Source organism: Paenibacillus vini, from assembly GCF_018403325.1.
Lineage (GTDB): Bacteria > Bacillota > Bacilli > Paenibacillales > Paenibacillaceae > Fontibacillus > Fontibacillus vini.
This window is the reverse complement of record NZ_BOSL01000002.1, coordinates 300,958-313,681: the sequence shown is the minus strand read 5'-3', so window position 1 is coordinate 313,681 and position 12,724 is coordinate 300,958. Positions and strand designations below refer to the sequence as shown.

At 51.5% G+C, this 12,724-nt stretch carries 13 protein-coding genes; 2 read left to right on the top strand and 11 right to left on the bottom strand.

The features are described 5' to 3' along the window. Window positions 1-124: 124 nt before the first annotated feature. A complete protein-coding gene (locus KJS57_RS04770; RefSeq protein ID WP_211019661.1) occupies window positions 125-412 on the bottom strand; it encodes a stage VI sporulation protein F in 288 nt (95 codons plus the stop codon). 167 nt (window positions 413-579) lie between these two features. Between KJS57_RS04770 and KJS57_RS04765 the strand changes: the two genes are divergently transcribed. Then, entirely contained in the window at window positions 580-1,059 is a 480-nt protein-coding gene (locus tag KJS57_RS04765) for a hypothetical protein (RefSeq protein ID WP_213653954.1), read from the top strand. Window positions 1,060-1,150: 91 nt separating this feature from the next. Here the strand turns inward: KJS57_RS04765 and recG are convergent, their stop codons facing one another. The 4 genes from recG to KJS57_RS04745 form a co-directional block, all read right to left on the bottom strand. Beyond that, window positions 1,151-3,196: an ATP-dependent DNA helicase RecG gene (gene recG / locus KJS57_RS04760; protein ID WP_211019663.1), complete on the bottom strand. Its 2,046-nt coding sequence runs from the start codon at window positions 3,194-3,196 to the stop codon at window positions 1,151-1,153. Between the two features lie 70 nt (window positions 3,197-3,266). Next, window positions 3,267-4,136, bottom strand: coding sequence for a DegV family protein (gene fakB, locus KJS57_RS04755; protein ID WP_211020194.1), 870 nt, complete (start codon window positions 4,134-4,136; stop codon window positions 3,267-3,269). A 51-nt stretch (window positions 4,137-4,187) separates the two neighbouring features. Next, on the bottom strand, window positions 4,188-5,948 hold the full coding sequence (fakA, locus tag KJS57_RS04750) for a DAK2 domain-containing protein (RefSeq protein ID WP_211019664.1): 1,761 nt from the start codon (window positions 5,946-5,948) through the stop codon (window positions 4,188-4,190). A gap of 14 nt (window positions 5,949-5,962) precedes the next feature. Then, window positions 5,963-6,322 carry an Asp23/Gls24 family envelope stress response protein gene (locus tag KJS57_RS04745; protein WP_211019665.1) on the bottom strand — a complete coding sequence of 120 codons (360 nt, stop codon included), beginning with the start codon at window positions 6,320-6,322 and terminating at the stop codon, window positions 5,963-5,965. 237 nt (window positions 6,323-6,559) lie between these two features. On the opposite strand from KJS57_RS04745, the gene rpmB reads away from it, so the two are divergent. Then, on the top strand, window positions 6,560-6,748 hold the full coding sequence (gene rpmB / locus KJS57_RS04740) for a 50S ribosomal protein L28 (RefSeq protein ID WP_068781907.1): 189 nt from the start codon (window positions 6,560-6,562) through the stop codon (window positions 6,746-6,748). Window positions 6,749-6,856: 108 nt separating this feature from the next. Here the strand turns inward: rpmB and spoVM are convergent, their stop codons facing one another. From spoVM to rlmN, 6 genes are all read right to left on the bottom strand, one after another. Next, the gene (gene spoVM, locus KJS57_RS04735; protein WP_036621610.1) at window positions 6,857-6,937 is read right to left on the bottom strand and encodes a stage V sporulation protein SpoVM; all 81 of its coding nucleotides are present in this window, start codon (window positions 6,935-6,937) and stop codon (window positions 6,857-6,859) included. A gap of 184 nt (window positions 6,938-7,121) precedes the next feature. Then, a complete protein-coding gene (rpe, locus tag KJS57_RS04730) occupies window positions 7,122-7,784 on the bottom strand; it encodes a ribulose-phosphate 3-epimerase (RefSeq protein WP_213653953.1) in 663 nt (220 codons plus the stop codon). 4 nt (window positions 7,785-7,788) lie between these two features. Then, window positions 7,789-8,697 (bottom strand): ribosome small subunit-dependent GTPase A, encoded by a 909-nt coding sequence (rsgA, locus tag KJS57_RS04725; protein WP_213653952.1) that lies wholly within the window; start codon window positions 8,695-8,697, stop codon window positions 7,789-7,791. 53 nt (window positions 8,698-8,750) lie between these two features. Continuing rightward, the gene (pknB, locus tag KJS57_RS04720) at window positions 8,751-10,892 is read right to left on the bottom strand and encodes a Stk1 family PASTA domain-containing Ser/Thr kinase (protein WP_213653951.1); all 2,142 of its coding nucleotides are present in this window, start codon (window positions 10,890-10,892) and stop codon (window positions 8,751-8,753) included. After that, entirely contained in the window at window positions 10,889-11,662 is a 774-nt protein-coding gene (locus KJS57_RS04715; protein WP_211019669.1) for a Stp1/IreP family PP2C-type Ser/Thr phosphatase, read from the bottom strand. Before KJS57_RS04715 ends, pknB begins: the two co-directional genes overlap by 4 nt. Window positions 11,663-11,668: 6 nt before the next feature. Beyond that, a complete protein-coding gene (gene rlmN / locus KJS57_RS04710) occupies window positions 11,669-12,715 on the bottom strand; it encodes a dual-specificity RNA methyltransferase RlmN (protein ID WP_211019670.1) in 1,047 nt (348 codons plus the stop codon). Between the last annotated feature and the right edge of the window lie 9 nt (window positions 12,716-12,724).

The following is a 12,724-nucleotide window of genomic DNA, read 5'->3' as shown; positions in this document are numbered from 1 at the left end:
ATGCAAGCCGCATTATCCCCGGATCATTAACTCAGCGTAAAACAGGCTTATGCCCGAGGTTAAAAAAAATCAGCCGGATTTCTCCGGCTGTCCGACTCTGCCCTTAACACACCGAAATAAACTATTAACGAAACATTCCCCACAGCTTGATTAAATGAAGCGTGCTTTTCGGATCGATTTTTTGGGCAATAACAAATTGAACGATCTGCTCTTCCTGAACCCCGGTCAACCGTTCATTCAGCAAGGTAGCCGCCGATTTAACAAGCCGTCTGACCTTCATGCGGTCCTGCAGGTCGGATTTAGTCAATCCCTCCACCAGTTTTTTGACGCGCTCCTTGGTAGCCGGATTTTTCATTTTCAGTTTAATCCGCTCCACCAGCTGCGGACTGATTCCATATTGTTGATAACTCAAAGGCGCTTACACCTCCCGTTCCTTAGGCCTTCTCTCTAATATATGAGCGGCAGGCTGTCCATAGTGCACAACTATTTTCCAAGGGCCCGTTTGAATGATTTTTCGTGAAAGAGGCCTGGAACAATTAGTGTCCTTTCTTCGTCGGAAATAGAAAAGGAGGGTATGGAATGAAAAAAAGAATGCTGCTCTCGCTAATCGCATTAATGGTGCTGGCCTGTACATTCGGTCTCGGATATATCGTCGGCAACCAAAGCCGTGACTCAGAGGACCCGTCCTCCTTTAATCAGGCCATCCGTTCAAAATGGGTGAAGGAGGAGCAACCGCCTTTGCCGGCTATTTCGATTAACGGGACTGCCATCGAGGTCGCCAGAGGGGGTTATAGCTGGTGCCCGTCACCGGGAAGTTGTGTAAGTGTGGACGCCTCCATCCCTGAATTGAAAGCGGCCATTGTTCCGGCAGGCTCCGTAATAGATACGACAGCCCCGCAGGGAATCAAAGAATTTACATTAACCAATACAAGTAAAGATTTCAGCGGGGATTCGTATATCGTGCCCGAAACCAAGGGGCAATACTTGTATAGCATTCACTGCGAATGGTTCCTGGACCAAGGTCAGGCCGATTATTATTTCCTTGTTGAGGTCCAATAACACCGCAAAAAGAACCGGCGACATGCAACGTCGCCGGTTCCTCTATGTTAAATCCAAGTAAAATTTCTTCTATTATAATATGAAGTTAAAATTAATCGATCAGCTCGCCTTGCAAAATCTGCTCCCGCTGCAAGAAGGTACGCAGCGGCGCGTATTCCGGCGACGTCCAGAAGGACGGGTCGCCCACCAGCCGGGCGGCGTCGTCCCGCGCCGTCTCCAGCACCTTGAAATCGCTGACCATGTCCGCGATTCGGAATTCCGGCACCCCGCTCTGCTTGGTGCCGAAGAAATCCCCGGGACCGCGCAGCTCCAGGTCCCGCCGGGCCACTTCGAAGCCGTCGTCCGTGTCGGTCATGACCTTCATCCGCTCCTGACCGACCTCCGACTTCGGATCCGCGATGAGCACGCAGTACGACGCGTGCTCCCCCCGCCCGACCCGGCCTCGCAGCTGGTGAAGCTGCGACAGACCGAAGCGGTCGGCGTCCATGACGATCATCAGCGTCGCGTTAGGCACGTCGACGCCGACCTCGACGACCGTCGTCGAGACGAGCAGCTGCACCTCGTTATCGTAGAACGAGCGCATTACCTCGTCCTTCTCCGCCGCCGACATCCGTCCGTGCAGCAGGCCGACCTTGAAATCCGGGAAAGCCTGCTGCATTCCCACATACAGGTCGATTGCATTTTGCACATCGAGCTTGTCCGACTCTTCGATCAGCGGACAGATCAGATACGCTTGTCGTCCGAGCAAGATTTCGCGGGAAATGAAGCCGAGGACCCGGTCCATCATCCCGTGCTTGACCCAATAGGTCGAAATCGGCTTCCTGCCTTTCGGCCGCTCCGAGAGCGTTGAAACATCCATATCCCCGAAGGCCGTGATGGCGAGCGTCCGCGGAATCGGCGTCGCCGTCATCGTCAGCACATCGGGATTAAATCCTTTGCGGCGCAACACGCTGCGCTGATTCACCCCGAAGCGATGCTGCTCGTCCGTAACGACTAAGCTAAGCGAGCGGAAAAAGACATCTTCCTGGATCAACGCATGGGTGCCGACGATGATATCGGTCATCCCCATCTGCAGCGAGGCCAGCAGATCCTTGCGCCGCCGTCCGGTCACGCTGCCTGTAAGCAAACCGACCGTAATGCCGAACGGCTCAAACAGCTTGGTCAGCGATCGGACATGCTGCTCGGCCAAAATTTCGGTCGGCACCATGAACGCGCCTTGGTGCCCGGATTTAACCGCGGCGAACAAGGCGATAGCAGCGATGACTGTCTTGCCGGAGCCGACGTCGCCCTGCAGCAGCCGGTTCATGCAATAAGGAGAACGCATGTCCTGCAATATCTCCAGCTCCACCTTCTTCTGCGCATCCGTCAGCTCAAACGGAAGGCTGCGCACGAATTCGCGCACCGTCGCATTCTCGACCTCGTGCCGTACGCCGTCCATCCGTTCATGATTCATCGCCCGGTACGCCTGCAGCTTGAGCTGGAACAAAAACAGCTCCTCATACACCATCCGGCGGCGGGCTAGCTGCCCTTCCTCGCTGTCCTGCGGCTGATGAATGCGTTGAATCGCCCGCCGGCGCGGCATCAGATCATACTGCCGAAGCAATTCCGAAGGCAGATTCTCCGGAATCATCTCCCCGTACTGCGTCAATGCCTGTCCGATCGTCTTGCGAATCCAGGCCTGCGTGATCTTGCCGCCCACGGAGTAGACAGGCTGCAGGCTGCCGCTGCGCAGCGTCCCTTTGTCGGGAAACTCCGAGTCCGACACAGTCAATTGGCTACGCCGCATATCCCATTTTCCCGTTAGAATAATTTCACGCCCCGCCGTCAATTCCTCCCGCAAAAAGTGGCGGTTAAACCAGGTCGCCGTAAACATCCAATCCTCGGCAACCATTTTACAGGTCAGTCTCGACTTCTTGCCGTACCGCTGCAGCACGGGAACGCCCATAATTTTAGCCTGGACCGTGATCTTGTCACCGTCCTTGGCTTCCGTCAGAGAGCGAAGCCGGTAATCCTCGTAACGAAACGGATAATATTCAATTAAATCATTTACCGTAAAGACGCCAAAGGCGTGAAGCTCTCCTGCTTTAAGAGCGCTCACGCCGCTGACTTGCCTTACCGGGATTTCGTTTAAATCCACGTTTGATCCCTCACTTTAAAGCGCCCGATGATGTATTTCCCGCCACAACCTGATGGGTTCCATCGAACTTTTAGGCTGGCCAAACGAAAACGGCCACGGTGCCTGGTCCCACATGGGTGCCGACAACGGCTCCAATGCTGGTGCGAACCACCTCATGCAAAGTGAAGTGCTCCGACATCAGGCGAATCATTTCCTCGGCGCCCTCCGGATTGACGGCGTCGCAAACCGCGATGTTCAAATCTTTTTGATCCCCCAAATCGTTTATGAACAATTCGATTACTTTGGAAACGGCCTTCTTCTGGCCTCTCACCTTATCGACCGGGTAGATGCTGCCCTCCTGATCCACCGACAGAATCGGCTTGATATTCAGCAGGGAGCCGACAATCGCGGCGGATTTTCTGATCCGGCCGCCTTTTTGCAAATATTCCAAGACATCCACCAGGAAATAGAGCTTGCGTTCTTTGCCGACCCGCTCCACTTCAGCTTTGATTTCAGCCGGGGACATGCCTTGCTTAGCCAATCTGGCAGCTAAAACGACTTGCAGGCCAAACCCGTAAGTAGCGCACAGGGAGTCGATTACCGTAATATCGGCATCCACCCCGTCTTCTTCCTCAATCATACTCTTCGCAAGCAAAGCCGACTGATACGTTCCGCTCATGCCGGAGGAAATATGAATCGAAATAATAGGTGCCCCTGGGTGCTTCTGCATCAGATTTCTGTATACCTCAACATACTGGGATGGAGAGGTTTGTGAAGTCGTCGGCAGCTCGTTGGATTTGGTCAGTTTGTCATAAAACTCCTCGACAGTAATGTCGATGCCTTCCACAAAAGATTCCTCACCAAATGAAAGCCGCATAGGTACGATATGAATTCCATATTCCTCAACCATTGCCTTAGGAACATCAGCCGTACTGTCGGCCACGATAACAGCCTGCTTCAAAGAGATCCCCATCCTTTCTCCTCCGCCCTTTTTCAAGGACTCCTTAGATCTTTAGGATTCAACCGAAAACAAATAATAATAAATCGGCTGGCCGCCGTCGTGAATTTCCACTTCAGCGTCAGGATATACCTCATGAATCCAGGCTGCGAGCGATTCTGTGGTGTCGGATGCTGCTTCTTCGCCAACCAGGATCGTAATGATCTCGTCGCCGCCGTCAAGCATTTTGGTCAGCAATTCCTTGCTCGTCTCCAGCAGTCCTTCTTCCGTGCTTACAATTTTGGAATCCGCGATTCCGATGTAATGCCCGGCCGTGATCTCCAGATCGTCAAACACCGTGTCGCGGACGGCATATGTAACTTGTCCGGTCTTCACGTGCTGAACAGCATTCAACATGTTATCCGTATTGCTCTCGGCACTTTCATCTTCCTGGAAGGCGAAGGCCGCGGCAATCCCTTGCGGAATGCTCTTGCTTGGAATAACGGTCACGCTGCGCTCTCCTTCAAGAAGGTCGCGGGCCTGCTGAGCGGCGAGTACGATGTTCGAGTTGTTCGGAAGCACGAAAATATGCTGGGCCGAAATCGAATGAATCGCCTTTACAAAATCCTCCGTGCTCGGGTTCATCGTCTGTCCGCCGGACAATACGACATCAACGCCAAGGCTCTTGAAGATATCCGAAATTCCTTGGCCCGAGGCCACGGCGATAAATCCGTAAGAAGCCATCTCATCGGCCGGAAGCGATGCCGGATCAAGCGAGCGAACCGGTTCCGCCGGAATCTCGGCAAACAGTTCAGGCATCGGAGCCGCATCCATACCGGTAGTCAAGAGATCACGGTGCTGCTCGCGCATATTTAAAATATGAATTTGCGTAATTTCTCCATAACGCAGCGCAAGGTTCAGAACCTCGCCGGGCGCCTTGGAGTGGACATGCACTTTAATAACTTCATCATCCGCTATTACAATAATGGAATCTCCATTAATTGACAGCGCTTTCCGGAATTGATCCTCATCAAATACCGAACTTGGGCCTGCGCCCAGTTTGCGATTAATAAAAAATTCCATATCATACAAGAACTCGATATCTTCGGTTTCCAGCTTCGCCTGGGCCGAAATAGGGTGAGCAGCGTCGAACGCCGGATGGGGCACTTGAGACGCACGAACGGTAGCGGTTGCTTGAGCCGGCACGTAAGTCGGCACTTTGCCCGTCAACTGTTCCAAAAAGCCTTCATAAATATAAACCAGTCCCTGGCCGCCGGAGTCTACAACGCCGACTTGCTTCAAAACAGGCAAAAGCTCCGGGGTATTGGCAAGGGCTTCTTTAGCTTTGGCCAACACTTCGGTCATAAGTTCCGTAATATCCGTAGTCCGTCTGGCATAAAAGACGGCATGCTTGGCAGCTTCCTTCGCCACCGTAAGGATCGTTCCCTCCACGGGCTTTACAACCGCTTTATAAGCGGTATCCACCCCGCTTTGCAGAGCGGCCGCGAAATGAACCGTATTCAGTTCTTCGTACGATGCGGCATAACGGCCGAATCCACGGAACAACTGGGACAAAATAACCCCGGAGTTCCCCCGCGCGCCCATCAGCAGCCCCTTGGACAAAACGCCCGCCCGGCTGCCAACGCCTCCCGCTCCGTTGTTCTTCAGCTCGGTTACGCCGGCTGTCATCGTCAAATTCATGTTGGTTCCAGTATCCCCGTCGGGAACCGGAAACACGTTCAGCGAGTTGACATGCTCGGCATGCTGTCCAAGCCGATCCGCCCCGGCCAGTACCATGGCGGTAAAATCTGTTCCATTTATAGAACGCTTACTCAAGAGAATTCCCCTTCCTAGCTTGATACACGTACGCCTTGAACTACGACTCCCACCTCGGCAACTTCGAGTCCAACGACTTCACTTAATACGTATTTTACTTTTTGCTGTATGTTGTGTGCGACCTCGGAAATTTTAGTGCCATAACTGACTATAATATAAAGATAAATTGCCAATCGGTTATTCTCAAGGCTCACTTCTACACCTCGGGCTAAATTTTCGCGTCCAAGCAACTCGGCTATGCCGTCTTTAAATTGCTTTCGGCTTGCCATTCCTACCAGTCCATAACATTCCATGGCGGCCGATCCGGCGATAACCGCTATCGCTTCTTCCGAGATATCGATGTGTCCATATTCGGTATCCAATTGTATAGCCACGCCTGCACTCACTCCCCCCTAGAAATTATTATGGACTAAACAATATTGTACTATAAGAATAAAGAGAAATAAATAAAAGAAGGTCAAGGAGAAAGAAATATTGTTTGACAATCGGTTGACGGGGCTTTTTTTACTATGATATTATATTTAAGTATTGTTTTGTTTGAACAATAACTGTGAACTTGCTAATAAGCTGTTATTTTCAAGACAGGTGTATTGGAACAGGAGGTGTAATGAATGTCTCGCAAATGTTATGTAACAGGTAAAAAGCCTAGCAGCGGTAACCATGTTTCCCATGCTAACAATCGCAACCGCCGTTCTTGGGGCGTAAACGTACAAAAAGTTCGGATCTTGGTTGACGGTAAACCGAAACGCGTATACGTCAGCACCCGGGCTTTGAAATCCGGTAAACTGACCCGTGTATAAGAATCAAATCAGCATATAGACAAAAAGCACCTTTTCTAAATAGAGGTGCTTTTTTGGTGTTTCTTTTGTCTCTCTAAATCTTGTTTTTCGGCCAGGCATCCGCTCGATCTAGTTTTTGTGGAATGTGTTCAACACAGCCTTAACGAATCCTCCCAAAAATTTAGGCAGCTTGAATGTGTAAAATTTCATCGTTCACCCTCCCCATCATTCTCATGCCTTCACCACAGTCTATGTTCCGAGCCTTTTACCCGTGTATTTCCACTGCAAAAAAAAAAGGCTACATGAGAACCCTGCTCATGTAACCCATTGTATGCGAAGCGATGTATCCCTATGCCAACGGACAAGACGAGAAATACTCTCCGCCTCCGGCAAATTACTTAAGACTATTTCTTAGCTCGGCGATGGCGGCGCTCCGGTCAGATCGGCCGAATACCGCATTCCCGGCGACCAGCACATCAGCTCCCGCTTCCACGACGAGCGGTGCGGTAGCGGCGGCAATGCCCCCGTCAACCTCGATGCGCAAATGATCAAAGCCTAGCTCCGTCTTCAATTGTTTAAGCTCCCGGATTTTCCGGAGTGTTCCGGGGATAAAAGCTTGTCCCCCAAAGCCCGGATTGACGGTCATAACCAGTACCAGATCCAAATCAGTCAACACTTCGCGGACCGCGGAAACCGGCGTAGCCGGATTGATCGCGACGCCTGCTTTAACGCCATGCTCCTTGATCAGATGGATTACCCGATGCAAATGAACGCAGGCTTCGGCGTGCACGGTAATGACATGCGCTCCAGCTTGCGCGAAGGCCGGCACGTACTCCTCCGGTTTCTCGATCATCAGGTGCACATCCAGCGGCAGCTTCGTCAGCGGCGCAATCGCCCCCATCACTAGCGGCCCGAATGTCAGATTCGGCACAAAATGCCCGTCCATAACATCCACATGGAGCCAGTCGGCTCCGCCGCGCTCCACCTCAGCCACTTCTTCGCCGAGTTTGGCAAAATCCGCCGATAAAATAGACGGTGCGATATAGATATTCGACATGATGCTAGTACCTCCGTTTTTTCTCTTTCATCTCTTCGTGAAACTGAACGTAATGTTCGTAACGGCTATTTGCGATAACACCGTCGTCCACTGCCTGTCTCACTTTGCAGCCCGGCTCATGAAGATGGCTGCAGCCGCGGAATTTGCATCCCTCGGCAATCTCACGGAATTCGATGAAGCAAGTGGATAACTCCTCGACCCCAAGCTCCAGAAAATCAAGCTGACTAAAGCCGGGAGTATCCGCCACATAGGCTCCGTTTTCCAGTTCGATCAGCTCGACATGGCGGGTCGTATGCCGGCCACGGCCAAGCTTCATGCTGATTTCATTGGTCTCGAGCGACAATCCGGGAAGCATGGCGTTAAGCAACGATGATTTCCCCACGCCCGATTGGCCGGAGAAGACGCTGATTTCGCCAGCCAAACGGGATTTAACCTCTCCGGTTCCCGATCCCGTCATGGAACTCGTCACAATGACCTCGTATCCGATTTGTTCATACAGTTCTTTGACCTGAGCCGTCAGATCCTGATCCCGGGCGCTCTCATCTTCCTCCAGAAGGTCTTCCTTGGTCAGACAAATCAGCGTTCGCAATCCGGCGTGCTCAATATGAACAAGAAACTTGTCCAACAGCTGGAGGTTTAAATCCGGCTCTTTCAAAGAAAACAGCAGAACGGCAAGCCTCGCATTGGCCACGGGCGGACGAATGAGCTCCGTCTCCCGGGGCAAAATTTCGTCGACCGTTCCCTCTCCGTTTTCCGTAGGCGTATACACAACGCGGTCCCCTACCAACGGACTCAAGCCCTTCTTCTTGAAAATGCCGCGGCCGCGGCACTGGACTGTTTCTCCAGGTGCCGCGGCATCGGGCTTCACATAGTAATATCCGCTTAACGCTTTTACAATCAAGCCTTCAGGCATACATGCTTGGCCTCACTTTCATGTCTGTCTGCCTTATTGATATTGAACTTTTATCACTTGGGTCCTTTACCTTTCCCATTTCCTTTGCCATTCGGTTTCCCTTTATTATTCTCCGCATTGGCAACGGAATTGGCATTAATCATGCCGGTTTCGGGAATATTCTCATCATCTTCCCAATCCATAACACCATCGTCCTGCTGTTCTTCTCCAGGGAGCGGCAGCTCAGGCACGGTCCCCTGCTTGGCATCGATGTACGAAATCGGGTACGTATCCTGAAGCACACCGTCACGCATCACGGACACATAGCCATTCTTGTTAGGGGCCAGTACCAGGTCAACGGATAAGTATTGCGGTTTGCCGACCGTTTTAGTGCCCCAATCCAGATTTTCGCCGCGTGCATCGCCGTACATAATTTGAATCTTGCTCTTCTGTCCATCCGCGGCAGGACCGACCGGCACTTCAAATGTATATTCCAGCGCCTCCGGCGGATAGCCCGAACTTACGGTGAGTCTAACCCCTTCGGTGTCGGCCTCCACCGGATCTTTCGGATTGTAAGGCCACTGTTCCATTACTAACCCGGCTTTAGTATCGAAGCTCGATTTTTCCTGAATTCCATCCTTGGCAAGCGGTATTTTGAGTTCTTGGAGCATCGCTTTCGCTTCATCCAGCGTCTTTCCGACCAGATCCGGCATCGGAACAGTATCAAGGCCCTTGCTGACTGTCAAGACCACATCCACCAAAGCTGGATCATACTCCTCATTGACATTCGGGCTTTGTCCAATGACTTTACCGGCTTCTTTTTCGCTAAACTCCTCGTTTTTTCGGATTCGGTCCTCATCTATCCCTTTTTGAACGAGCATCTCCTTTGCTTCATCGTAAGTTAATCCGTCTAAGGAGATCATTTGAGGAAGCTCCTTCTCCGTACTGACGGTAAGATCGATCGTTGCCCCTTCTTTGACCGTCGTCCCTTCAGGCTTACTCTGCTCGTAAACAATTCCTTCGTTGACGCCTTCCTTGTACAACCGTTTGACGTCTCCAACTATCAGGCCAAGCTCTGTAAGCTTGGTAGTTGCTTCTTGTTCCGATAAATTGAGCACGCTCGGAACCTTGGTTTCAGGCACGGTAACCATCTTGTTGACATACCAGGCAACGCCGAGCATAGCAAGCAGCAGAATCACTGTAAGACTGATCCACAGGGCGGCTTTGCCTTTTCCTGACCCGTTCTTCTGCGGCTTTCCTTCATCGGAGCCCTGGGAATCTCTCGAAAGCTTGGACCCTGAGGCCGCGGCTTTGCTCTGAGGTTTAATCGCAGGAACGACTCGCGTACTGTCTTCATCGATCTCATCTGCAAAAGACAATTTCGATTCCAACCGTCTTTCCGGCAGAAGACAAGTTTCTAGGTCACGCAGCATTTCTTTGGCCGATTGGTAGCGTTCGGCAGGATTTTTGCGCATCGATTTCAGAATAATATTCTCGACACTTTGAGGAATCATCGGATTAACCTTCCGGGGCTCTTCAAAATGTTCCTGCAAATGTTTAAGCGCTACGCTAATCGGGCTTTCGCCAAGGAAAGGCAATTGTCCCGTCAGCATCTGGTAAAGCACGATCCCCAAAGAATAAAGATCCGACTTCTCTCCGGTGGTTACGCCTTTGGCATGTTCCGGGGAGAAATAATGCACGGAGCCTACAACCGAGCCTGTCTGAGTGATTGTGGCCGAGGTCACCGCCCGGGCGATACCGAAATCCGTTACTTTTACCCGTCCATTGCGACCGATCAAAATATTATGAGGTTTAATATCACGGTGAATAATTTGATTATGATGGGCATGATCCAGCGCGTCAGCGATTTGCGAGGCGATCCGGATGGACTCCTCCACCTGCAGCGGTGCGCGCTCTTTAATAATTTCGTTTAAATTTTGGCCTTCCACGTACTCCATAACGATATAATGAATATCTTCTTCCTGGCCTACATCGTACACGCTAACAATGTTCGGATGTGACAAAGATGCCGCCGATTGCGCTTCCCGGCGAAAACGGCGGATAAACTCCTCGTCATTCACAAATTGTTGCCGCAGCACTTTAATAGCTACAAACCGGTTCAGAAGGATGTCTTGCGCTTTATAAACAAGAGCCATCCCGCCTCCGCCAATTCGCTCGATAACCTGGTAACGACCACCCAGCTCATGTCCGATCATGAATTCCACTCCTTTGCGCTTGACCCTTCTTCTCCGCAATGCTCGAGTAATGCGACGGTAATATTGTCGTCGCCACCGGCCAGCAGGGCAAGCCGAAGCAAACGGTCGGCGCGGTCATTGAGCTCAAGTGCTTCCGATCCGAGCGTTTGGGTCATTTGTTCCAGTGTTACATAATTGCTAAGTCCATCGCTGCAGAGCAACAGGATTTCCCCTTGTTCCAAAATTACGGGATACAAGTCGACAACGACTTGCGGGTCCGTTCCAAGAGCACGCGTGACCACGTTGCGGTGCGGATGCACGTTGGCTTCCTGTTCGCTGATCTGCTTCGTCTTAAGCAGCTCGTTTACAAGGGAATGATCCTCGGTCAATTGGGTCATTTCGCCCCGACTGAACTTGTAAACCCGGCTGTCGCCGATATGGCCGATCATTCCTTCCCGGTCCCCGATCAGCACGGCCACGACGGTCGTGCCCATATTGTGATACTCTTCGTGTTCCGATGCTTCCCGATAAACTACATCATTTGCATGGAGGATCGCCTGCTTTAACTTTTCCCCGCAAGTCTCGACGGAAAGTCCCGAAGGAAGATTATGCAAATCCTGCACAATCGTCTCTACAGTTAACCGGCTAGCGGTGTCTCCGGCTTGATGGCCGCCCATTCCGTCGGCAACGATCGCCAGTGTGTATCCTTGCTCCAAACGGGCAACCCAGGAGCTGTCCTCATTTACCGAGCGAACACGCCCTACATCACTTACGTAAACCGTCTTAATCAAATTCGATCACCTCGTACCAGTCTCCATGTGCTTCGCCCGCAATTGTCCGCAAGCCGCCGCAATATCATGGCCTTGCTCTCGGCGGATGGTCACGTTAATGCCGTTTTCCGCCAAAATGCGTTGAAACTGAAAAATGTCGTTTCTGGATGTTCTAACATACTTGCGTTCCGGCACATGATTGACCGGAATCAGATTGACGTGGCAAAGCATGCTTTTCAGTACGCCAGCCAGTTCTTCGGCATGTTCGGGGCGATCGTTTACCCCGCCGATCAGGGCATATTCGAAAGTGATTCTCCGACCCGTTTTGGCGATGTAGTATCGAAGGGATTCCATGACATCGTCAAAAGGAAAGCGCCGGTTTACCGGCATGAGCTTGGATCTTAAAGCATCATTTGGCGCATGGATCGAAATGGCCAAATTGATCTGCGTATCCTCATCGGCAAATTTATAAATATTCGGGACGATCCCGCTCGTTGATACAGTAATATGCCGTTGTCCGATGTTCAAGCCCTTTTCATGGATCATAATTCGCAAAAATTTCATCGTGGCTTCATAATTTTCAAACGGTTCCCCGGTACCCATGATGACAATGCTGCTCACCCGTTCGCCTCGAGGATCGAGTATTTTTTGCGCCTGCACGACCTGGGCAACAATTTCGCCCGCCGTCAGATTCCGCTTCAGGCCACCCAGGGTAGAAGCGCAAAACGTACATCCGACCTTGCAGCCGACTTGCGTCGTCACGCAGATACTGTTGCCGTAATTATGCTTCATGATGACCGTCTCGATCGCATGATCATCATGCAGACCGAACAGGAACTTCACGGTGCCGTCTTTGGATTCATACTTCGTAATTTCATTCAGCGTCACGAACGCAAACTGCTCGTCCAGCTTCTGCCGCAGTCCCTTGGACAGGTTGGTCATTTCCTCAAAGGAATTAACCCGCTTCACATACAACCAATCAAAAATCTGACCTCCGCGGAAAGCGGGCTCACCTTGCTGAATCGCCCATTCCTGCAGTTCTTCCAAGCTATAATCATATATAAAGGGTTTCACTTTTCACAC

Coding starts and splice junctions, on each gene's coding strand:
- KJS57_RS04765 (WP_213653954.1), top strand. CDS start 580: ATGAAAAAAAGAATGCTGCTCTCGCTAATCGCATTAATGGTGCTGGCC.
- rpmB (WP_068781907.1), top strand. CDS start 6,560: ATGTCTCGCAAATGTTATGTAACAGGTAAAAAGCCTAGCAGCGGTAAC.
- spoVM (WP_036621610.1), bottom strand. CDS start 6,937: ATGAAATTTTACACATTCAAGCTGCCTAAATTTTTGGGAGGATTCGTT.
- rpe (WP_213653953.1), bottom strand. CDS start 7,784: ATGTCGAATATCTATATCGCACCGTCTATTTTATCGGCGGATTTTGCC.
- rsgA (WP_213653952.1), bottom strand. CDS start 8,697: ATGCCTGAAGGCTTGATTGTAAAAGCGTTAAGCGGATATTACTATGTG.
- pknB (WP_213653951.1), bottom strand. CDS start 10,892: ATGATCGGACATGAGCTGGGTGGTCGTTACCAGGTTATCGAGCGAATT.